We start from the raw sequence: 20,346 nt of genomic DNA, 5'->3' as shown, positions 1-20,346 counted from the left end.
CTTCGATCATGAGACGAGAATACTATACTCGGGCCGGAAGCACAGGAGGTGCGGCATGACCGAACAGACAGCCGGCTCGCGATTCCGGCTTGGAGTCAGCGCGGCAGAGGACTGGCGGATGGCCGTCGACGGCTGCCTGCTGCAGCTGATGCCGCTGTCCGATGCCGCCAATATCGGCTTCGTCTATGTCAGCGACCGGCTGGCCGACCGCCTGCCCAAGATCGTGCGCCGCCTGAGCGCCGCCACCGGTATCGAGATGATCGTCGGTGCCTGCGCCTACAGCGTGGCGGCCGGCGATACCGAATTCTGCGACGAGCCGGTGGTCGCCTGCCTGATCGGCGAGGTGCCCGACGACAGCGCCACCCTGTTCAGCAGCCCGACCGAACGGCCGCAGGGCTGGTTCGGCGTGGTGCATGCCGATCCCCAGGTCCCGGCATTGCCGGAACTGATCGAGGATTTCTCGGAGGCCAGCGGCGCCTATCTGGTCGGTGGCCTGATCGCCGGCCGCGGCGCGCGGCCGCAATGGGCCGGCAAGGTTGCCGAGGGCAGCATGTCCGGCGTGGTCTTCTCCGAGGCGCAGCCGGTGCTGACCGGCATGAGCCAGGGCTGCGCCCAGGTCGGCGACCTCCATACCGTGACGGCGGCCGACGGCAACCTGGTGCTCGAACTCGACGACCGCCCGGCCTATGACGTGCTGCGCGACAGCTTCGGCGTCGAATCTTTGCAGGACCTGCGCAAGCTCGGCACCGGGCTGATGATCGGCCTGCCGGTCAGCGGCACGGATCGGCCCGACTATCTGGTGCGCAACATCATCGGTGTCGATCCGCAGGCCGGCGGCATCGCCATCGGCGCCATGGTAGAAGAGGGCGACAGCCTGTTCTTCTGCCGCCGCGATGTCGAAAGCGCCGGCCGCGACATGGATCGCATGCTGGCCGACCTCAAGCGGCGCTGTGGCGACCAGACGCCGCGCGGTGCCCTGTGGTTCTCCTGCATGGCACGCTGCCAGGACCAGTTCGTGCAGACGCCGGGCGAACTGTCGCGGATTCAGACGGTGTTTCCCGACCTGCCGCTGGTCGGCATGTACTGCGGCGGCGAGATCGCCCAGTCGCGCCTCTATGGCTATACCGGCGTGCTGGCGCTGTTCCTCTAGGCCTCCAGCACGATGCGGCCGACGACCGTGCCGGCCTTGAGCGCGGCGAGCGACTCTGTTGCTTCGGCCAGCGGGCGCGCGGTGATCGGCAGGGCCGGCAGCGGCGAGCGGCGGGCCAGCGCGATCAGCTCCTGCAGTTCGGCGAGGCTGCCGACATAGGAGCCGGTGAAGCGCAGCCCTTTCAGCACATGCAGGCCGAGCGAGATCGTCGCCTGGCCGCCGAGCAGGCCGACCGAGACGAGATGACCGCCCTTGCGCAAGGCGCCATAGGCAAAACCGAAGCTGGCGTCCGAGCCGGCGAAATCCACTGCTGCCATGACGCCGCCGCTGGCTTTCAGCAGCGTCTTCAGCGCACCCTCGGCGCGCGGGTCGATGGCATCCCTGGCGCCGAGCTGCATCGCCGCCGTGCGCTTGGCCGGATCGAGGTCGGCGACCACCGGCGCCTGCCCGGTGACGGCTTTCGCCAGCGCCACTGCATTGAGGCCGACGCCGCCGGCGCCGACGATCAGCAACGTGTGATGGTCGGCCAGCGGGCCGACCTTCTTCAGCGCCGAATAGGCGGTCAGTCCCGAGCAGGCATAGGTGGCGGCGAGTGCCGGATCGAGGTCGCCGATATCGAGCAGATACTTCTCGTCAGGCACCAGCACATGGCTGGCGTAGCCGCCGTCGGTGAAAATTCCGATCGCCTTCTGGGCCCCGGCGCAGAGATGCTCGGCGCCATCGCGGCAGGGCGGGCAGCTGCCGCAGCCGATCCACGGAAACACCAGCCGGCGCTGGCCGGGCTTGGCGCTGATGGCCTCGGGGCCGGTTGCCGCAACGGTACCGACGATCTCGTGGCCCATGGTCAGCGGCAGCAGGGCGCCATTGTTGGCCGCCACCACGCGCTTGCCGCCGCCGAGGTCGAAATAGCCCTCCCAGATATGCAGGTCGCTGTGGCAGACGCCGCAGCGTTCCACCTGCACCAGCACCTCGCGGCCCTGCGGCACGGGCAACGGCCTGTCGGCGGCGACCAGCGGCTTGCCGAATTCGGCGACCTGATAGCAGCGCAGCATGATGGCGTCCTCCGGGCGGTTTTTCTGTTTGCCGAGGATGGTAAAGAGCCGGCCGGGCTGGTGTCCAGCGCCGGAGCCGTTAAACTCGGTGGCCGGGAGGTACCGTCATGGCTTTGTTGCAGCAGATGTTCGACCTGAGCGGCCGCGTGGCGCTGGTCACCGGCGCGTCGCGCGGCTTCGGTCTCGAGATCGCCAAACTCTTCGCCGAGGCCGGCGCGTTGGTGGTGATCAACGGCCGTCATGCCGAGACCCTGCAGGCGGCAGCCGACGCCGTGCGGCCGCATGGCCTGGTCGAGACGGCAGCCTTCGATGTCGCCGATGCGCCGGCTGCCGAGGCCGCGATTGTCGCCATCGGCAAGACCCATGGCCGGCTCGACATCCTGATCAACAATGCGGGCATCAATATCCGCAAGCCGCTGGACGCCTTCACCGTCGACGACTGGCGGCAGGTGCTGGAGGTCGACCTGACGGCAGCCTTCGTGCTGTCGCGCGCCGCGGCGCCGGGCATGGTCCAGCGCGGCTTCGGCCGCATCGTGAATATCGGCTCGGTCCTCTCGGTGAAGGGGCGCGCCAGCATCCCGGCCTATACGGCGGCCAAACACGGCCTGCTCGGCCTGACCAAGTCGCTGGCCGCCGAACTCGGATCGGCCGGCGTCACCTGCAACGCCATCGCGCCGGGTTATTTCGAGACCGAGATCAACCGCGACCTGCTGAAGGACGAAGCCTTCGTGCGCTTCGTCAACGAGCGCACGCCTTTGCGCCGCTGGGGCCGGCCGGAGGAACTGGCCGGGGCGGCGCTGTATCTCGCCTCGCCGGCGGCATCTTACGTGAACGGCCATCTGCTGACGGTGGATGGCGGCATGACCACGACCTTGTGATGGAACGCCGGCAATGAGCGCAGCGGCGGCGGCAGACAGCGGTTTCGTTCCGGCCTTTCCGGAGCGCTATGAGCGTCGCCTGCCGCTGATCCGGCTGATCCGGACCCTGCGCGAGAATTCCATCGGCACCTGGACGCGTGAGGCCTTCGAGCGCGACATCATCGTCTACCGGTTCGGCTTCCGGCCGGTCGTCGTGGCCAACCACCCCGACCTGATCCGCCATGTCATGCTCGACAATGCCGCCAGTTACGAGCGCGATCCGGTCGGCAAGCGGCTGCTGGAGCCGGGCCTCGGCCAGGGCCTGCTGACCAGCGAGGGCGCGGTGTGGAAACGCCAGCGCCGCATGATGGCGCCGATCTTCCAGCCGCGCCGGCTGTCCGGCTTTGCCGCCATCATGACCGAACGCAGCACCGCGCTCGCCGACCGGCTGTCGCGACAGCCATCGGATCAGCCGGTCGACATGGCGCGCGAGATGATGCTGCTGACGCTGGACATCATCGCGCAGACCATGTTCGGCGCCGATACCACCACCGACGTCTCGACGGTCGGCGGCGCCATGGACCGCTACCAGGCCACCGTGCGGCCCAACATCCCCGACCTGCTCGGCCTGCCGCGCTGGGTGCCGCGGCCGTCGGTCCGCGAAGGCCAGGCGGCGCTGGCCGGCATGGATGCCATCATCCGTGACCTGATCCGCCGCCGCCGCGACCGCGCCGCGGCCGGCGGCGATCTCGGCGGCGACCTGCTCGGCCTGCTGCTGGCGGCGGAAGACGACGAGGGCGGCAGCCGGCTGGACGACCGCGAGGTGCGCGACCAGATGGCGACCTTCTTCCTCGCCGGGCATGAGACCACGGCGACGGCGCTGGCCTGGATCTGGTATCTGCTGGCCCATGCGCCGGCGGTCGAGGCGAAGCTGCGGGCGGAACTCGCTGCCGTACTCGGCGGCCGGCCGGCGGAGTATGGCGATTACGACAAGCTGGCCTATACCCGGATGGTGGTGGAAGAGGCGATGCGGCTCTATCCGCCGGCCCATACCACGGCACGGCTGGCGATGGCCGACGACCGCTTTGGCGATCTCGAGATGCCGGCCGGCACCAATGTGATCATCTCGCCCTGGCTGATGCACCGGCACCGGCTCTACTGGCCACAGCCCGATGTTTTCGATCCGGAGAATTTCGCGCCGGAACGGGTGGCCGCCCGCCGGCGTTACATCTATCTGCCGTTCGGCGCCGGTCCGCGCATCTGCATCGGGCAGGGCTTTGCGATGATCGAGGCCGTGCTGATCCTCGCGACGCTGGCACAAAGACTGCATTGCCGCATGGTGCCGGGCAGTATTGTGCAGCCGGTCGGCAAGATCACCCTGCGGCCGACGCCCGGCCTGCCGATGACCATCGAAAGCCGCAGGCAGTAATTCCCCAGACAGAAAACTTCAGGCAAGCGAAAGAGAGAGTAATGAGCGACGATCTCTGTTTTTCCACCGCGTCCGACCTGGTTGAAGCCTACAGCACCGGCGGCCTGTCGCCGGTAGAGGTGACCCAGGCCCTGCTGAAGCGCATTGCGGCGGTCAATCCCAAGCTCAACGCCTATTGCCTGGTGGACGAGGAGTCTGCGCTGAAAGACGCCCGGGCATCGGAAGCGCGCTGGCAGGCGGGCAAGCCGCTCGGTCCCGTCGACGGCGTGCCGGCCTCGATCAAGGACATCCTCCTGACCAAGGGCTGGCCGACCCTGCGTGGTTCGAAGACCACCAATCCGGACCAGCCCTGGGACGAGGATGCGCCGGTCACCGCGCGACTGCGCGAGGCCGGTTGCGTCATCCTCGGCAAGACCACTTCGCCGGAAATGGGCTGGAAAGGCGTGACGGACTCGCCGCTGACCGGCATCACCCGCAACCCGTGGAACACCGACACCACGCCCGGCGGTTCGTCCGGCGGTGCCTCGGCGCAGGTCGCCGCCGGCCTCGGGCAGTTCGCCGTCGGCACCGACGGTGGCGGCTCGATCCGCATTCCGGCCGGTTTCACCGGCATCGCCGGGCTGAAGCCGAGCTTCGGCCGCGTGCCGGCGGCGCCGCTCAGTCCCTTCGGCACGGTGGCGCATCTCGGGCCGATGACCCGCACGGTACGCGATGCCGCACTGATGCTGCGCGAGATGGCGAAGCCCGATGCGCGCGACTGGTTTGCGCTGCCCTATGCCGATACCGATTACGCCGCCGGACTGGCGGCCGGCGTGAAGGGGGTGAAGATCGCTTACAGTCCGACGCTCGGCTATGCTAGGGTCGATCCGGAAATCGCGGCGGCGGTGGACGCGGCGGCGAAGCAGATGGCGGCGCTCGGCGCCATCGTCGAACAGGTCGATCCGGGCTTCAGTGATCCGGTCGATGCCTTCCACACCCACTGGTTCGCCGGTGCCTACAACGCGCTGATGGCGCTGCCGGCGGAGAAGTTCAAGCTGCTCGATCCGGGGCTGGTGAAGACCTTCGAGCGCGGCGCGGCGATCACGCTGAAACAGTATCTCGAAGCCGCCAACGCGCGCGGCGCGCTTGGCGTGCGCATGAAGACATTCCATGAAAAATACGACCTGCTGCTGACCCCGAGCCTCGCCGTGCTGCCGTTCACTGCCGGCAAGCTGGTGCCCGACGGCATGGGCGACGCCTACTGGACCGCCTGGACGCCGTTCAGCTATCCCTTCAACCTGACCCAGCAGCCGGCGATGTCGGTGAACTGCGGCTTCTCGGCCTCCGGCTTGCCGATCGGCCTGCAGTTGGTCGGCCCGATGCATCGCGACGACCTGGTGCTGCGCGCCGCGGCCGCCTATGAAGCGGCGACCGACTGGCACAAGCGCCGGCCGGCGATCTGAACCATGAGCGCCAACGCCGTCCTGCTGACCGTGGCCGAGATGGGCGAGGCCGACCGCCGCACGATCGCGGCCGGCACGCCAGGTCTCGTGCTGATGGAGGCAGCCGGCGCTGCCGTGGCGCGCATCGTGCAGCGCTGTCATCCGCGCGGGCCGGTGCTGGTGTTGTGCGGGCCGGGCAACAACGGCGGCGACGGCTTTGTCGCCGCGCGGCTGCTGGCAGGCCAAGGCCGCGCGGTCGCATTGGTGCTGCTGGGCAGCCGGGAAGCACTGCACGGCGATGCGGCGGCCATGGCGGCGCAGTGGACCGGCCCCGTGCTGGCGCCGGCGGATGCTGACCCGGTGGCGGCCGGCGTCATTGTCGATGCACTGTTCGGCGCCGGCCTCGGCCGGCCGCTCGATGGCATGGCGAAAGTGCTGGTCGAGGCGGTGAATGCCTGCGGCCGTCCAGTGGTGGCCGTCGACCTGCCGAGCGGCCTGCATGGCGATGACGGCCAGCCGCGCGGTGTGGCGATCCGTGCCACCCGCAGCGTCACCTTCTTCCGGCCGAAGCCTGGCCATCTGCTGCTGCCCGGCCGGCTGCTCTGCGGCCAGCTGCATGTCGCCGATATCGGCATTCCGGCGGCTGTGCTCGAGGGTATCGCGCCGCGACAATGGCTGAACGACCCGGCCCTGTGGCGCGGGCTGCTGCCGCGACCCCGGCTCGATGGCCACAAATACGCCCGCGGCCATGTGCTGGTGCGTGGCGGTGGCCGCGCCGGCGCGGCGCAGCTTGCCGGTCATGCTGCGCTCAGGATCGGCGCCGGGCTGGTGACCCTGGCGCTGCCGGCTGCGGCTTTGCAGCAGGCGGGTGGCCCCGATGCGCTGATGCGCCAGCCGTGTGAAGGCGTGCCCGACTGGCGCATGGCGATTGCCGATGCACGCCGCAATGCGCTGCTGCTCGGGCCCGGCAACGGCACCGGCGATGCGACACGCATGGCGGTGCTGGCGGCATTGGGTACCGGGCGTGTCCCCCGGCGTGCCGTGGTGCTGGACGCCGATGCGCTGACGGCCTTTGCCGCCGATCCATCACGGTTATTCGCGGCGATGCAGGGCCCGGTGATCCTGACGCCCCATGACGGCGAATTCGCCCGGCTGTTTCCCGATCTGGCCGGGGACGGCAGCAGCAAGCTTACGCGCGCCCGGGCCGCCGCCGCGCGCAGCGGTGCCATCGTTGTGCTGAAGGGTGCCGATACGGTGATCGCGGCGCCAGATGGAAAGGCGGCGATCAATGCCAACGCGCCGCCCGATCTGGCCACCGCCGGCGCCGGTGACGTGCTGGCGGGGTTCTGTGCGGGGCTGCTGGCTCAGGGTATGCCGGCCTTCGAGGCGGCCTGTGCCGCCGTCTGGCTGCATGGCGCGGCAGCGGCGGAAGCCGGCGCCGGACTGATCGCCGACGACCTGCCGCTGGCGGTCAGGAGGCCGCTGGCGCTGCTGCGGCGCTGATCGCCTGCCGGCTGCCGAGTGCGGCCTCGACGGTCGGCTGGTACTGCACGCGCGGTGCGATGATGCCATGGGCGCGGAGCACATGCCGCACCGGGGGCGTGACGCCGGTCAGGATCAGGGCCGTGCCGCTGCGTTCCAGCTTGCGGGCGAGGCCGTCGATGGTGTTGGCGGCGGTGGAGTCGAGGAAGGGCACTGCGGCGAAATCGAGGATGAAGGTCTTCGGCCGGTCGGCAATGCGGTCGAGCACCGCGCCGATGCTGGAGGCCGCACCGAAAAAGAAAGCGCCGGAAATCCGGTAGATCACAATGTCCGGATCGCTGGCCAGCGCGGCGTCGTAAGGCCGGCGGCCACCGTTGGCATCGTCGGCGCGGTCCTCGGGCACCAGCGGAATATGGCTGTCGACCGTGGTCGCCTGCGCCATACGGTTGAGGAACAGCAGGGTGCCGAGGCCGAAGCCGACCAGGATGCCTTCGGTCAGGTCGCGGAAGATGGTCAGCAGGAAGGTCGCCAGCAGCACGGCGGCATCGCCCCAGGACGAGCGCAGCAGGGTGGCGAAGGCATGCTTCTCGGCCATGTTCCAGGCCACCACAGTCAGCACGCCGGCCAGCGCGGCGAGCGGGATGTAGCTGGCCAGCGGCGCCGCCACCAGCATGAACAGCAGCAGGAAAACCGAATGCAGCATGCCGGCAATGGGACCGCGCGCGCCGGCCCGCACATTGGTGGCGGTGCGGGCGACCGTGCCGGTGACGCAGATGCCGCCGAACAGCGGCGCGACGATATTGGCGACGCCCTGGGCGACCAGTTCGCAGTTCGAGCGGTGGCGGCGGCCGGTCATGCCGTCGGCGACGATGGCCGACAGCAGGGATTCGATGGCGCCGAGCAAAGCGAAGGCGAAGGCGTCGGGCAGCACGGCCTGTATTTTCGCCAGCGAGATGGCAGGCAGCGCCGGCAGCGGCAGGGTGCGCGGGATGCCGCCAAAGCGGGTGCCGATGGTCTCGACCGGCAGGGCGACGACAGCGACGACCACCGCGGCGAGCCCGACGGCGATCAGCATGCCGGGCCAGTGCGGCCGCCAGCGTTTCAGGCCGGCGATCACCGCGATGGTGAAGACGGCGACGGCGATGGCGGCCGGGCTGGCGCTGGGCAGGGCATCGCCCAGCGCCAGCAGCTTGGGCACCAGCGGGCCGGGCTCGTGGCCGCTCAGGCTGAGGCCAAGCAGGTCGCGGATCTGGCTGGCGAAGATGATCACCGCGATGCCCGCCGTGAAGCCGACGGTGACCGGGTAGGGGATGAACTTGATGTAGGTGCCGAGCCGCAGCCAGCCGATCACCAGCAGGAACAGGCCGGCCATCATGGTGGCGAGCAGCAGGCCGTCGATGCCGTTGCGCGCGACGCAGGCCGCCACCAGCACGATGAAGGCGCCGGCCGGGCCGCCGATCTGGAAGCGGCTGCCGCCCAGTGCGGAAACCAGGAAGCCGCCGATGATGGCGGTGAAAAGCCCGCGATCCGGCGTGGTGCCGGACGCGATGGCGATCGCCATCGACAGCGGGATGGCGACGATGGCGACCGTCAGCCCGGCCACCATATCGGCGCGCAGGTCGCGCAGGCCATAGCCCTCGCGCAGGATGGTCACCAGCTTCGGCATGAACAACTCGGCGAAGCTGGGCTTGTGGCTGGCAGGCGAGGGGCGCTCGGGCGTGGTCATGGCATCATCACCCTTGGGGGGTCATTTGTCCGGGAGAGGGGTTGGCATACGGAGGCGGACACCGCGCCCGCCGCCGGTGCTGGGGGCGTTGTCGCCGAGCAGCTCGATGCCGGCGGTCTCCAGTGCGCCGACCAGCTTCATCAGGGAATCGACATTGCCGCGCACGACGCCGTCGCTGGCTTCCATCCGCTGGATGGTCGGCAGCGACAGGCCGGAGAGTTCGGCCAGCCTGCGCTGGTCGATGGCAATCAGGGCGCGGGCCGCGCGCATCTGGGCACCGGTGATCATGACGGGATATCTCTGTTAACGGTTTGAACGGTAGTATGTTTATATAGTATAGTCAATATTATATATTATACATCAATATTGATATATTTAATTGATCCCGCCATCGGACCCGCTTCCCTTGCGCCGGATCAAGCTGCCTCGCTTAACTTTGCGGTAGGACGCTATGGTGTAGGGCTAGCCGCACGCAATTCTGAGAGAAGCTCGAATGATCCGTGTTTTCATTGGTTACAGCCGCGCGGCACCCGTGGTGTCGAGCGTGGCCGCGCTCAGCATCAATCGCCGCGCCTCGCAGCCGGTCGCCATCACCCATCTGGCGCTGAACCAGCTGGGCGGCCTCTATACCCGGCCGCAGCACGAGCTGCAGTCGACCGATTTCTCGTTTTCGCGCTTTCTGACGCCCTCTCTGGCCGGTTTCCAGGACTGGGCGATCTTCATGGACGACGACATGCTCGTCCTCGACGATATCGCCAAACTGTGGGCGCTGCGCGACGACCGCTATGCCGTCCAGGTGGTCAAGCACGACCATGTGCCGCAGGAGGATGTGAAGTTCCTCGACAAGGTGCAGACCAAATACGAGAAGAAAAACTGGTCGAGCGTGATGCTGTTCAACTGCGCCAGATGCACGGCGCTGACCCCCGATTACGTCAACAGCGCCACCGGGCTGGAACTGCACCAGTTCAAATGGCTCGGCGACGACGGCCTGATCGGCGAGATCCCGCACCGCTGGAATTACCTGGCCGACTACGACCCGACCATCCCGGCCAGGGACATCTCCATCGTGCATTACACCTTGGGCGGGCCGTATTACGACGACACCAGCGACTGCGCCTACAGCGACCTCTGGCTGGCCGAGCGCGAGGCGATGCTGCATTGCGCCCAGCGGGTCGCGAAAACGAAGTGATCGCCCCCTGCGGGCATTAATCCGCGAAACCGGCCGATATATTCCCGTTTAAGGGGTGTTGCGCCGGTCCGGACCCGGTCGGGCAGCGCCGGCCACCGGCATGGCTTGCGGGCCGGTAATCCGGCGCCCGGCACCCCTTGCCACCGCAGGCCGATATTTGTATGAAAGCCCGCTCAACGCGGGCCCCGGGCCGGCGTGGATGCTGTCGGCCGCGGGCGTGGTGGAACTGGTAGACACGCAGGATTTAGGTTCCTGTGCCGCAAGGCGTGTGGGTTCAAGTCCCTCCGCCCGCACCAGTCCGGCAACGCGTGTCGCGCCCCAGCCGCCGCACCAAGGGGCGGCGGACCGGAATTTACTCAAGAGACAGGTGTCTTCGTCATGCAGATCACGGAAGTCAGCGCCTCGGGCCTGAAGCGCGAATACAAGGTGGTGATCGCCGCCGCCGCGCTGGAGAGCACGGTCAACGAGAAGCTCGAGGGCCTGCGCGAGCGCGTCAACATGCCGGGCTTCCGTCCGGGCAAGGCGCCGGCCGCGCTCATCAAGAAGCAGTACGGCAAGGCACTGCTCGGCGAGGTGATGGAAGAGCAGGTCAATTCGGCGCTGCAGAAGGCCATCGAGGACAACAAGCTACGCCCCGCGATGCAGCCGAAGGTCGACATCGTCAGCTTCGACGAGGGCAAGGACCTCGAATGCACCATCGCCATCGAGGTGCTGCCGGAGATCGAGCCGGGCGACTTCAAGAAGGTCAAGCTGGAGCGTCTGGTGGTCGAGCCGGGCGATGCCGAGGTTGACGAGTTCATGACCCGTCTGACCGAGCAGCAGAAGACCTACGAGAAGGTCGAGCGTGCCGCCCAGAACGGCGACCAGGTGGTGATCGACTTCGTCGGCAGCGTCGACGGCGTGAAGTTCGACGGCGGCGCGGCGGATGATTATCCGCTGGTGCTGGGCTCGAACAGCTTCATCCCGGGCTTCGAGGACCAGCTGGTCGGCGCCAAGGCCGGCGATGCGGTCACCGTCAAGGTGACCTTCCCGGAGGCCTACGGCAATGCCGACCTCGCCGGCAAGGCTGCCGAATTCGCCTGCACCATGAAGGAAGTGCGCGGCGCCCAGGCGGTGACGCTGGACGACGAGTTTGCCAAGCGCTTCGGCCTCGCCTCGCTGCAGGAGCTGAAGGACAACATCAAGAAGGACCTCGGTCAGGAATATAAGGGCATGGCCCGGCTGACCATGAAGCGCAGCCTGCTCGACCAGCTGGCCGAGCAGCACAGCTTCCCGGTGCCGGAAGGCATGGTCGAGATGGAATTCGGCCAGATATGGGGCGAGATCGCCGCCGACCAGGCCCGGCTCGAGGCCGAGCTGAAGGAAGAGGGCAAGTCGGAAGACCAGCTCAAGGGCGAGTACCGCGGCATTGCCGAGCGCCGCATCCGCCTCGGCCTGCTGCTGTCGGAAGTCGGCCGCATCAACAATATCGAGGTCAAGCCGGACGAAATCACCAAGGCGATGATCGAGCAGGCCCGCCGCTTCCCCGGCCAGGAGCGCCAGGTGATGGAATACTTCCAGAAGAACCCGGAAGCCGCCCAGAGCCTGCGCGCCCCGATCTTCGAGGACAAGGTGGTTGATTTCATCATCGAAATGGCCGATGTCAGCGAAAAGCCGGTCACCAAGGAAGAGCTGCAGAAGGAGGCCGAGGCGGTCGCCTCCTGACCTCCGGCCTGCGGTTCAGCCGCGAATCAGCGAAGCGCCGGGCTTGAAAACAGGCCCGGCGCTTTCCATTTCCGCATACAGCCGATCCGGCCCAGCCATTGCCGGAAGGCCCCGACTGCGCCACATTAAGCGCAATACGTATCTTCCTGTTTCAGCAAGGCGCGCATCATGGACAAGATGGTCGACACCTACATGAACATGCTGGTCCCGATGGTGGTCGAACAGACCAACCGGGGCGAACGTGCCTATGACATCTATTCCCGGCTGCTCAAGGAACGCATCATCTTCCTGGTCGGGCCGATCAACGATGCCGTGGCGTCGCTCGCCACCGCCCAGATGCTGTTCCTCGAGGCCGAGAATCCGAACAAGGAGATCGCCCTCTACATCAACAGCCCGGGCGGCGTCGTCACCTCCGGCCTCGCGATCTACGACACCATGCAGTACATCAAGCCGAAGATCGCCACGCTGTGCATCGGCCAGGCGGCCTCGATGGGCTCGCTGCTGCTGACTGCCGGCGAGAAGGGCATGCGCTACGCCCTGCCGAACGCCCGGGTAATGATCCACCAGCCGTCCGGCGGCTTCCAGGGCCAGGCCGCCGACATCGAGATCCACGCCAGGGAGATCCTCGACCTGCGCGCCCGGCTGAACGTAATCTACGCCCGGCATACCGGCCAGGATGTCGCCGCGATCGAAACGGCAATGGAACGCGACCGCTTCATGACCCCGGAGGAAGCCAAGACCTTCGGCCTGGTCGATGAGGTGGTGTCCAAGCGCCCCGAGCAGGGCGAAGCTGCCAAGGCCTGACCGGCCGATCCCGCCGGGCCGGGCGGCGGCGCTGTGCCGGCGCCCGGTGAGCATCCCGGTGAATATTCGGTAACCCCTTGTCATATATGATGGCTTGTCCGGGGCCCGGGCTGCCATATTTGAACCGGGTGGGTCCGGGTTGTGGCCGCCTGCGGCCCTGTGTCCGTTGTGTGGCGCGGCGCGGTTCCTTATGATGACGATTCGATGGAACAGGGCAGGTGGCGCCCGGCGCCGGCCCGCGGAGTGGAGTAGGCATGACCAAATTGAGCGGCGGTGACTCCAAAAATACCCTGTACTGCTCGTTCTGCGGCAAGAGCCAGCACGAGGTGCGCAAGCTGATCGCCGGTCCGACGGTGTTCATCTGCGACGAGTGCGTCGAGCTTTGCATGGACATCATCCGCGAGGAGCACAAGTCGGCGCTGGTGAAGACCCGCGACGGCGTGCCGACTCCGCAGGAAATCTGCCGCGTCCTCGACGATTACGTGATCGGCCAGTACCACGCCAAGAAGGTGCTGTCGGTGGCCGTGCACAATCACTACAAGCGCATCGGCCAGGGCGGCAAGAACAACGAGGTCGAGCTCGCCAAGTCGAACATCCTGCTGATCGGCCCGACCGGCTGCGGCAAGACGCTGCTGGCGCAGACCCTGGCGCGCATCCTCGAAGTGCCGTTCACCATGGCCGACGCCACCACGCTGACCGAAGCCGGTTACGTGGGCGAGGACGTCGAGAACATCATCCTCAAGCTGCTGCAGTCGGCCGACTACAATGTCGAGCGGGCGCAGCGCGGCATCGTCTATATCGACGAGGTCGACAAGATCAGCCGCAAGTCCGACAACCCGTCGATCACCCGCGACGTGTCGGGCGAGGGCGTGCAGCAGGCCCTGCTGAAGATCATGGAAGGCACGGTTGCCAGCGTGCCGCCGCAGGGCGGCCGCAAGCATCCGCAGCAGGAATTCCTGCAGGTCGACACCACCAACATCCTGTTCATTTGCGGCGGTGCCTTCGCCGGGCTGGAGAAGATCATCGCCGGCCGCGGCAAGGGCACCTCGATCGGCTTCGGCGCCAATGTGCGCGGCCCCGACGAGCGCCGCTCCGGCGAGATTCTCGCCGAAGTCGAGCCGGACGATCTGTTGAAGTTCGGCCTGATCCCGGAATTCATCGGCCGCCTGCCGGTGATCGCGACCCTGCATGACCTCGACGAGGCGGCGCTGGTCGACATCCTGACCAAGCCGAAGAACGCCCTGATCAAGCAGTACCAGCGCCTGTTCGAGATGGAAGACGTCAAGCTGACCTTCTCCGACGAGGCGGTCGCGTGCGTCGCCCGCAAGGCGATCGCCCGCAAGACCGGCGCCCGCGGCCTGCGCTCGATCCTCGAGGCCATCCTGCTCGACCCGATGTTCGATCTGCCGAACATGAACGGGGTGGAAGAGATTGTGATTTCTCCCGACGTGGTTGAAGGCCGCGCCAAGCCGCTGCTGATCTACGCCGATCGCAAGCAGGAAGATGTCAGCGCCTGACCGGCCTGCGGCCTTCCGTTAACCTTGCCGTTTTTTCGGGCTGCCCTACATCAGGGGCAGCCCGAAATGTTTCACCTCGGGAAAAGGCTCGTAAAATCCGTGCAGTAGGGCGCGCCAGCGGCGGTAGTCGCCGGACTGGCGGAAGCCGGGGTCGTGATCTTCGAGCCGCGCCCAGGTCACCAGCAGCACAAAGCGCTGTGTATCTTCCAGGCAGGGGCGCACCTCGGCACCGAGGCAGCCCGGCTGGCGGCGGATCAGCGGCAGGGCCTCGGCCAGCGCCTGCCGGAAGGCGCCGGTCTGCCCGCTGCGCACGTCGAGCAGCGCTAGCTCAAGAATCGGTGAGGCGGCCGTCGACTCCGCCGCCGACTCGGTTTGTCTCATGATGTTGCCCTTAGGTTGCCCGACCATGCCTTGACGGACCTTGCCGGAATTCCCATCTTAATCGCAACGGGTGGCAAAGGAATGCTGATGTCAGGTTCCGGCTGCCGCCACACAGGAACACCCGCCATGTTCACATCGCCCCGTGCCCAAGTCTTCCCCGTCCTGCCGCTGCGGGACATTGTCGTCTTTCCGCATATGATCGTGCCGCTGTTCGTCGGCCGCGAAAAGTCGGTGCGGGCGCTCGAGGACGTCATGAAGGACGACAAGCAGATCCTGCTGGTCGCCCAGAAGAACGCCGGGCAGGACAATCCCGAGGCGGATGACATTCACGCCGTCGGCACCATTGCCTCGGTGCTGCAGCTGCTGCGCCTGCCCGACGGCACCGTGAAGGTGCTGGTCGAGGGCAGCCAGCGCGCCAAGATCGTCAAGTTCGTCGAGAACCCGGAGTTCTTCCAGGTCCAGGCCGAGGTGGTCGAGGAGGATGCCGGCGAGGCGCGCGAGATGGAGGCACTGTCGCGTTCGGTGATCAACCAGTTCGAGCAGTATGTGAAGCTGAACCGGAAGATTCCGCCCGAGGTGCTGGTCTCGCTGAACCAGATCGACGATCCGTCGAAGCTGGCCGATACCGTTGCCTCGCACCTCACCATCAAGATCAGCGACAAGCAGAAACTGCTCGAGATCGCCTCGGTGGTCGAGCGGCTGGAGCGCGTCTACGCCCTGATGGAGGGCGAGATCGGCGTGCTGCAGGTCGAGAAGAAGATCCGCTCGCGCGTGAAGCGCCAGATGGAGAAGACCCAGCGCGAGTATTACCTGAACGAACAGCTCAAGGCCATCCAGAAGGAGCTGGGCGAGGGCGAGGACGGCCGCGACGAGGTGGCCGAAATCGAGCTGCGCATCAAGAAGACCAAGCTGTCCAAGGAAGCCCGTGAAAAGGCGATGGCCGAGGTCAAGAAGCTGCGCTCGATGAGCCCGATGTCGGCCGAAGCGACCGTCATCCGCAACTACCTCGACTGGATGCTGTCGATTCCGTGGGCCAAGCGCACCAAGGTGAAGAAGGACATCAAGAACGCCGAGAAGGTGCTGAACGACGACCATTACGGTCTGGAGAAGGTCAAGGAGCGCATCCTTGAGTATCTCGCCGTGCAGCAGCGCTCGGGCAAGCTGAAGGGCCCGATCCTCTGCCTGGTCGGTCCGCCCGGCGTCGGCAAGACCAGCCTAGGCAAGTCGATCGCACGGTCGACTGGCCGCAACTTCGTGCGCGTGTCGCTCGGCGGCGTGCGTGACGAAGCCGAGATCCGCGGTCACCGCCGCACCTATATCGGGTCGATGCCCGGCAAGGTCGTGCAGTCGATGAAGAAGGCCAAGAGCACCAATCCGCTCTTCCTGCTCGACGAGATCGACAAGATGGGCCAGGACTTCCGCGGCGATCCGTCCTCGGCGCTGCTGGAAGTGCTCGACCCCGAGCAGAACAACACCTTCAGCGACCATTATCTCGAGGTCGACTACGACCTGTCGGACGTGATGTTCATCTGCACGGCCAATTCCCTGCGCATGCCGCAGCCGCTGCTCGACCGCATGGAGATCATCCGCATCCCCGGCTACACCGAGGACGAGAAGATCGAGATCTGCAAGCGGCATCTGCTCGACAAGCAGGTCAAGGCGGCCGGCCTGAAGAAGGGCGAGTGGTCGATCACCGACGAGGCGATCCGCGACCTGGTCCGCTATTACACCCGCGAGGCCGGCGTGCGTTCGCTGGAGCGCGAGCTGGCCAACCTGGCCCGCAAGGCGGTGAAGGAAATCCTGTCGAAGGGCGTCAAGTCGATCAAGGTGACGCCGAAGAACCTCGACAAGTACGCCGGCGTGCGCCGCTTCCACTATGGCGAGGCCGAACTCGAGGATCTGGTCGGCACCACCACCGGCCTGGCCTGGACCGAAGTCGGCGGCGAGCTGCTGACCATCGAAGCCGTGATGCTGCCCGGCAAGGGCCGCATGACCATCACCGGCAAGCTCGGTGAGGTGATGCAGGAATCCGTGCAGGCCGCGCGCTCTTTCGTGCGGTCACGGGCGATCGCCTTCGGTGTCAAGCCGCCGATCTTCGACCGCCGCGACATCCACATCCACGTGCCGGAAGGGGCCACGCCCAAGGACGGCCCGTCGGCCGGCGTGGCGATGGTCACCTCGATCGTCTCGGTGCTGACCGGCATTCCGGTCCGCAAGGACGTGGCGATGACTGGCGAGGTCACCCTGCGTGGCCGCGTGCTGCCGATCGGCGGCCTGAAGGAGAAGCTGCTGGCTGCCCATCGCGGCGGCATCAAGACGGTGCTGATCCCGAAGGACAACGAGAAGGATCTGGTCGAGATTCCCGACAACGTGAAGAAGGGGCTCCAGATCATTCCGGTTTCGACCTGCGAGGAGGTGCTCAAGCACGCCCTCACGGCGGAACTCAAGCCGATCGAGTGGAATGACGTCGACGATCTCACCAAGCCGGCGGTGGTCGAACCGGACGGCGATGTGGATCGCGAAGGCGTGGTCAAGCATTGATGGACAACCGGATCAGCATATTCCGGAGGGCGACAGCGTGAACAAGCAGGACCTGATGGCTGAGGTGCGGGATACCACCGGACTCAGCAAGGAGCAGGCGGAACGCGCCGTGGAGGCCGTATTCGGCCTGATCACCGAGGCCTTGCGCCGCGGTGACGAGGTGCGGATCGTCGGTTTCGGCAGCTTCTTCGTCGGTACCCGGGCGGCAAGCCCGGGGCGCAACCCGCGCACCGGCGAACGCATCGACCTGCCGCCGACGCGGCAGCCGAAATTCCGCGCCGGCAAGACGCTCAAGGAAGCGGTGAGCTGACCGCAGGCCAGCGCCGTCACGCTACTCCACCCGGGGCGGCGGATCGAAAGACCAGACTCAACGGCCGGCTGCACAAGCCGGCCGTTTTTCGTAATGGCCGATACCGGAGCGCGTGGCCGTCATATTCCGCGCAAGGCCGGCATGCTAATCTGCACGCCAGCCCGGCTGCGTTGCCGGGCCGGGAGTGCAGGGGGCATGGACATCCGTTTCGACCAGACCAGGCCGGCCGAGCTGTCGGGCGCCGAAGGCGACCTGCTGACGGAAATTCCGCAGCCGCAGCATGCCGGCGCAGTCGCCCTATACCGGCTGTGGCAGGAGCTGACGCCGACCGGCGGCCTGCCGGCGCGGGATGACTTCACGTTCGAGCGGCTCGGCGCGCTCGGCATCCTCGGCAATTTCTTCGTTGTCGAACCGCTGGATGGCGGCCGCGACTGGCGCTACCGCCTGCTCGGCACGCATATCACCTGGCTGTTCGGCGCCGATGTCACCAACGTGCCCTTCACCCGGCATTTCGATGAGACCGAGGCCGCGCTGTGCATCCGGCTGTCCAACCGGGTGGCGCAGACGCGGCAGCCGGTCTTCCTGGTCGGCAGTTTCCGCACCGGCGATTTCAGCGGGCGGCTGGAAACCATGTCGCTGCCGGTGCTCGGCCGCGATGGCGCCGCGGTGTGGCTGATCGGTGCAAGCTTTCCGTCGACCCGGCCCTGACGGACAACCCTGACTAGCGGCCGCCGATTAGCGACCGGGCAGGCCGTTGTCGCCGCGCACCAGCCGCAGCAGGGCGTCCTCGGCCTTGCTGATATAGCGGTCGCCATGGCGCAGGATGATGAAATGCCGCTCCGGGAAGGGCAGGTCGATGACGCGCAGGCGGCCGGCGAACAGGCTGTCGGCAACCACCAGGCTGGACAGCACGGTGGCGCCGGCGCCGGCCTCCACCGCATTGCGCACCGCTTCGTTGGAGGGCAGTTCGAAGGCCACGTTGATGCCGGCCGGATCAACGCCGAGCTGGCGCAGGCCAAGTTCGAAATTCTGCCGCGTGCCCGAGCCCTTCTCGCGCAGGACCCAGGCCGCCTGCTTCAGGTCGGCAGGCGTGACCGCCTGCGCGCTGGCCCAGGGATGCCGCGGCCCGACCACCAGCAGCAGCCGGTCACCCGGCACTGGGATCTGCGCCAGCAGCGGGTTCTCGAGATCGCCCTCGATGAAGCCGAGATCGGCCGCGCCGGCGCCGACGGCATCGCCGACTTCGGTGGTATTGGCGATGGTCAGGTTGAGCGCGATGCCGGGGTAGAGTTTGCGGAAGGCATGCAGCTGTGGCGGCAGCCAGTAGTTGGCGATGGTCTGGCTGGCATGCAGGGTCAGCGAACCACGCTGCAGGCCCGACAGTTCGGTCAGCGCCAGTTCCGCCTGCGCGGCGCGCGCCAGCACGGCCTTCGCCTCGGGCAGGAAGCTGCGGCCGGCTTCGGTCAGTTCGATGCGCCGGCCAATGCGGTGGAACAGCCGCATGCCATGCCGGGTTTCCAGCGCGGCGATCGAGGCGCTGGCCGCCGACTGGGTGATATTCAGGCTCTGGGCCGCCCGGGTGACATGCAGGCTGTCGGCAACCGCGACGAAGATGCGAAGCTGTTCGAGCGTCATCGGGTGCCGGCAGCCTCCGTCATGGTCAGAACACCGTCTCGATCAGCCCGAGGCTGAGCAGCGAGATGAACAGCGCCGCGGCGGTGCCGAGCGCCAGCGGGCGCAGGCCCTTGGCGCGCAGCTTGCGGATGTCGGTTTCCAGCCCCATGGCGGCCAGCGCCATGGTCAGCAGGAAGGTGGTGGTCTGCACCAGCCCGTGACGGGCTTCTTCGGGCAGCACGCCGAGGCTGTTGAACAGGATCATGGCGATGAAGCCGATCACGAACCACGGGATCGGTGCGCGCGCGCGGCCATGACCGTGGCCTTTCTTCATGCGGCTCATGCCCCAGCCCATCAGCAGGATCACCGGCGCCAGCATGGCCACCCGGCTCAGCTTGGCGATGGTGCCGAAATCGCCGGCTTCGTGGCCGCCCTGGAAGGCGGCGGCGACCACCTGGGCGACCTCGTGGATCGAGGCACCGGCCCACAGGCCGTAGGCATGCGGTGACAGCTGCAGATGGCCCTGGATCAGCGGGTAGAGCAGCATCGACAGCGAGCCGAAGACGGTGACGCAGGCCACCGCATAGGCGACATCCTCGTCGGGCGCCTCGGTCACCGTGTTGGCGGCGATCACGGCAGAGGCGCCGCAGATCGAGGTGCCGGCGGCGATCAGCATGGCGAGCTTGCTGTCGACGCCGAGCCGCCGGCCGAGCCAGACGGTGAACAGGAAGGTGGCGCCCAGCGACAGTGCGACGACCAGCAGGCCGCGACCGCCGACCGCGGCGATCTGCAGCACGGTGAGCTGCAGGCCGAGCAGGATGATGGCAAAGCGCAGGATGCGTTTCAGGCTGAAGGCGACCCCGGGTTTGCAGCGGGCAGGGGTGCCGATGGTGTTGTGGAAGGCCATGCCGAGCACGATGGCGATGATCAGGGGGCTGAGCACCGTATGCGGCGGCAGCAGGCTCTGGATGCCAAACGCCACGGCGGACAGGCCGCCGGTCAGCAGCAGGCCCGGCAGCAGACTTTTGGCGGTCTGCGCGTGGCTTTTGCGGGTATGGCCGGCAGCAGGGTGGCCGGCAGCGGGAAGGGCGGGATGGGCAATGCTCTGGTCCGACATGGGATCCTCCAAAATCCACAGAAGTTTCGGAGGATTTTTAAAACAATTCAAA

At 67.0% G+C, this 20,346-nt stretch carries 18 protein-coding genes and 1 tRNA gene; 13 read left to right on the top strand and 6 right to left on the bottom strand.

The window, feature by feature from the left end:
- The first annotated feature begins 55 nt into the window (after window positions 1-55).
- Window positions 56-1,150, top strand: a complete 1,095-nt coding sequence (locus ACFOOQ_RS18845; RefSeq protein ID WP_379729188.1) for an FIST signal transduction protein — start codon at window positions 56-58, stop codon at window positions 1,148-1,150.
- Here ACFOOQ_RS18845 and ACFOOQ_RS18840 read toward each other — a convergent pair.
- Complete coding sequence (locus ACFOOQ_RS18840) at window positions 1,147-2,202, bottom strand: alcohol dehydrogenase (protein ID WP_379729187.1); 1,056 nt, start codon at window positions 2,200-2,202, stop codon at window positions 1,147-1,149. The genes ACFOOQ_RS18845 and ACFOOQ_RS18840 overlap by 4 nt on opposite strands.
- A 107-nt stretch (window positions 2,203-2,309) precedes the next feature.
- Here ACFOOQ_RS18840 and ACFOOQ_RS18835 point away from each other — a divergent pair, with 107 nt between their 5' ends.
- The 4 genes from ACFOOQ_RS18835 to ACFOOQ_RS18820 are packed head-to-tail and all read left to right on the top strand — an operon-like array spanning window position 2,310 to window position 7,412.
- The gene (locus ACFOOQ_RS18835) at window positions 2,310-3,080 is read left to right on the top strand and encodes an SDR family oxidoreductase (RefSeq protein ID WP_379729186.1); all 771 of its coding nucleotides are present in this window, start codon (window positions 2,310-2,312) and stop codon (window positions 3,078-3,080) included.
- A gap of 13 nt (window positions 3,081-3,093) precedes the next feature.
- The gene (locus tag ACFOOQ_RS18830) at window positions 3,094-4,488 is read left to right on the top strand and encodes a cytochrome P450 (protein WP_379729185.1); all 1,395 of its coding nucleotides are present in this window, start codon (window positions 3,094-3,096) and stop codon (window positions 4,486-4,488) included.
- 41 nt (window positions 4,489-4,529) lie between these two features.
- On the top strand, window positions 4,530-5,930 hold the full coding sequence (locus tag ACFOOQ_RS18825; RefSeq protein WP_379729184.1) for an amidase: 1,401 nt from the start codon (window positions 4,530-4,532) through the stop codon (window positions 5,928-5,930).
- A 3-nt stretch (window positions 5,931-5,933) separates the two neighbouring features.
- Window positions 5,934-7,412, top strand: a complete 1,479-nt coding sequence (locus tag ACFOOQ_RS18820; RefSeq protein WP_379729183.1) for an NAD(P)H-hydrate dehydratase — start codon at window positions 5,934-5,936, stop codon at window positions 7,410-7,412.
- Here ACFOOQ_RS18820 and ACFOOQ_RS18815 read toward each other — a convergent pair.
- Both ACFOOQ_RS18815 and ACFOOQ_RS18810 read right to left on the bottom strand, forming a co-directional pair.
- Window positions 7,381-9,117: a SulP family inorganic anion transporter gene (locus ACFOOQ_RS18815; protein WP_379729182.1), complete on the bottom strand. Its 1,737-nt coding sequence runs from the start codon at window positions 9,115-9,117 to the stop codon at window positions 7,381-7,383. The genes ACFOOQ_RS18820 and ACFOOQ_RS18815 overlap by 32 nt on opposite strands.
- Window positions 9,118-9,138: 21 nt before the next feature.
- Window positions 9,139-9,405 (bottom strand): helix-turn-helix domain-containing protein, encoded by a 267-nt coding sequence (locus ACFOOQ_RS18810; protein ID WP_379729181.1) that lies wholly within the window; start codon window positions 9,403-9,405, stop codon window positions 9,139-9,141.
- A gap of 205 nt (window positions 9,406-9,610) precedes the next feature.
- On the opposite strand from ACFOOQ_RS18810, the gene ACFOOQ_RS18805 reads away from it, so the two are divergent.
- The 5 genes from ACFOOQ_RS18805 (at window position 9,611) to clpX (ending at window position 14,331) form a co-directional block, all read left to right on the top strand.
- Window positions 9,611-10,306 (top strand): glycosyltransferase, encoded by a 696-nt coding sequence (locus ACFOOQ_RS18805; RefSeq protein ID WP_379729180.1) that lies wholly within the window; start codon window positions 9,611-9,613, stop codon window positions 10,304-10,306.
- Window positions 10,307-10,517: 211 nt separating this feature from the next.
- Window positions 10,518-10,602, top strand: a tRNA-Leu gene (locus ACFOOQ_RS18800).
- A gap of 82 nt (window positions 10,603-10,684) precedes the next feature.
- Window positions 10,685-12,010, top strand: a complete 1,326-nt coding sequence (gene tig / locus ACFOOQ_RS18795; RefSeq protein WP_379729179.1) for a trigger factor — start codon at window positions 10,685-10,687, stop codon at window positions 12,008-12,010.
- Window positions 12,011-12,187: 177 nt separating this feature from the next.
- Complete coding sequence (gene clpP, locus ACFOOQ_RS18790; protein WP_379729451.1) at window positions 12,188-12,814, top strand: ATP-dependent Clp endopeptidase proteolytic subunit ClpP; 627 nt, start codon at window positions 12,188-12,190, stop codon at window positions 12,812-12,814.
- A gap of 254 nt (window positions 12,815-13,068) precedes the next feature.
- Complete coding sequence (gene clpX, locus ACFOOQ_RS18785; RefSeq protein WP_379729178.1) at window positions 13,069-14,331, top strand: ATP-dependent Clp protease ATP-binding subunit ClpX; 1,263 nt, start codon at window positions 13,069-13,071, stop codon at window positions 14,329-14,331.
- A 45-nt stretch (window positions 14,332-14,376) separates the two neighbouring features.
- Here the strand turns inward: clpX and ACFOOQ_RS18780 are convergent, their stop codons facing one another.
- Window positions 14,377-14,712 (bottom strand): antibiotic biosynthesis monooxygenase family protein, encoded by a 336-nt coding sequence (locus tag ACFOOQ_RS18780; protein ID WP_379729177.1) that lies wholly within the window; start codon window positions 14,710-14,712, stop codon window positions 14,377-14,379.
- Window positions 14,713-14,838: 126 nt separating this feature from the next.
- Here ACFOOQ_RS18780 and lon point away from each other — a divergent pair, with 126 nt between their 5' ends.
- The 3 genes from lon (at window position 14,839) to ACFOOQ_RS18765 (ending at window position 18,271) form a co-directional block, all read left to right on the top strand.
- Window positions 14,839-17,253 (top strand): endopeptidase La, encoded by a 2,415-nt coding sequence (lon, locus tag ACFOOQ_RS18775; protein WP_379729176.1) that lies wholly within the window; start codon window positions 14,839-14,841, stop codon window positions 17,251-17,253.
- A gap of 37 nt (window positions 17,254-17,290) precedes the next feature.
- Window positions 17,291-17,563, top strand: coding sequence for an HU family DNA-binding protein (locus tag ACFOOQ_RS18770; RefSeq protein WP_379729175.1), 273 nt, complete (start codon window positions 17,291-17,293; stop codon window positions 17,561-17,563).
- Window positions 17,564-17,758: 195 nt separating this feature from the next.
- On the top strand, window positions 17,759-18,271 hold the full coding sequence (locus ACFOOQ_RS18765) for a PAS domain-containing protein (RefSeq protein WP_379729174.1): 513 nt from the start codon (window positions 17,759-17,761) through the stop codon (window positions 18,269-18,271).
- Between the two features lie 27 nt (window positions 18,272-18,298).
- Here the strand turns inward: ACFOOQ_RS18765 and ACFOOQ_RS18760 are convergent, their stop codons facing one another.
- Together ACFOOQ_RS18760 and ACFOOQ_RS18755 are read right to left on the bottom strand one after the other, a co-directional pair.
- A complete protein-coding gene (locus tag ACFOOQ_RS18760; RefSeq protein WP_379729173.1) occupies window positions 18,299-19,198 on the bottom strand; it encodes a LysR substrate-binding domain-containing protein in 900 nt (299 codons plus the stop codon).
- Between the two features lie 25 nt (window positions 19,199-19,223).
- Window positions 19,224-20,294 carry a YeiH family protein gene (locus ACFOOQ_RS18755; protein WP_379729172.1) on the bottom strand — a complete coding sequence of 357 codons (1,071 nt, stop codon included), beginning with the start codon at window positions 20,292-20,294 and terminating at the stop codon, window positions 19,224-19,226.
- Between the last annotated feature and the right edge of the window lie 52 nt (window positions 20,295-20,346).

It is taken from the genome of Ferrovibrio xuzhouensis (assembly GCF_042648965.1).
Taxonomy (GTDB): Bacteria; Pseudomonadota; Alphaproteobacteria; order Ferrovibrionales; family Ferrovibrionaceae; genus Ferrovibrio; species Ferrovibrio xuzhouensis.
This window is presented reverse-complemented; position numbering and strand designations above follow the sequence as displayed.

Bases quoted from the DNA above. Each gene is read 5' to 3' on its own strand.
- ACFOOQ_RS18845 (WP_379729188.1), top strand. From the start codon at position 56: ATGACCGAACAGACAGCCGGCTCGCGATTCCGGCTTGGAGTCAGCGCG.
- ACFOOQ_RS18840 (WP_379729187.1), bottom strand. From the start codon at position 2,202: ATGCTGCGCTGCTATCAGGTCGCCGAATTCGGCAAGCCGCTGGTCGCC.
- ACFOOQ_RS18835 (WP_379729186.1), top strand. From the start codon at position 2,310: ATGGCTTTGTTGCAGCAGATGTTCGACCTGAGCGGCCGCGTGGCGCTG.
- ACFOOQ_RS18830 (WP_379729185.1), top strand. From the start codon at position 3,094: ATGAGCGCAGCGGCGGCGGCAGACAGCGGTTTCGTTCCGGCCTTTCCG.
- ACFOOQ_RS18825 (WP_379729184.1), top strand. From the start codon at position 4,530: ATGAGCGACGATCTCTGTTTTTCCACCGCGTCCGACCTGGTTGAAGCC.
- ACFOOQ_RS18820 (WP_379729183.1), top strand. From the start codon at position 5,934: ATGAGCGCCAACGCCGTCCTGCTGACCGTGGCCGAGATGGGCGAGGCC.
- ACFOOQ_RS18815 (WP_379729182.1), bottom strand. From the start codon at position 9,117: ATGACCACGCCCGAGCGCCCCTCGCCTGCCAGCCACAAGCCCAGCTTC.
- ACFOOQ_RS18810 (WP_379729181.1), bottom strand. From the start codon at position 9,405: ATGATCACCGGTGCCCAGATGCGCGCGGCCCGCGCCCTGATTGCCATC.
- ACFOOQ_RS18805 (WP_379729180.1), top strand. From the start codon at position 9,611: ATGATCCGTGTTTTCATTGGTTACAGCCGCGCGGCACCCGTGGTGTCG.
- tig (WP_379729179.1), top strand. From the start codon at position 10,685: ATGCAGATCACGGAAGTCAGCGCCTCGGGCCTGAAGCGCGAATACAAG.
- clpP (WP_379729451.1), top strand. From the start codon at position 12,188: ATGGTCGACACCTACATGAACATGCTGGTCCCGATGGTGGTCGAACAG.
- clpX (WP_379729178.1), top strand. From the start codon at position 13,069: ATGACCAAATTGAGCGGCGGTGACTCCAAAAATACCCTGTACTGCTCG.
- ACFOOQ_RS18780 (WP_379729177.1), bottom strand. From the start codon at position 14,712: ATGAGACAAACCGAGTCGGCGGCGGAGTCGACGGCCGCCTCACCGATT.
- lon (WP_379729176.1), top strand. From the start codon at position 14,839: ATGTTCACATCGCCCCGTGCCCAAGTCTTCCCCGTCCTGCCGCTGCGG.
- ACFOOQ_RS18765 (WP_379729174.1), top strand. From the start codon at position 17,759: ATGGACATCCGTTTCGACCAGACCAGGCCGGCCGAGCTGTCGGGCGCC.
- ACFOOQ_RS18760 (WP_379729173.1), bottom strand. From the start codon at position 19,198: ATGACGCTCGAACAGCTTCGCATCTTCGTCGCGGTTGCCGACAGCCTG.
- ACFOOQ_RS18755 (WP_379729172.1), bottom strand. From the start codon at position 20,294: ATGTCGGACCAGAGCATTGCCCATCCCGCCCTTCCCGCTGCCGGCCAC.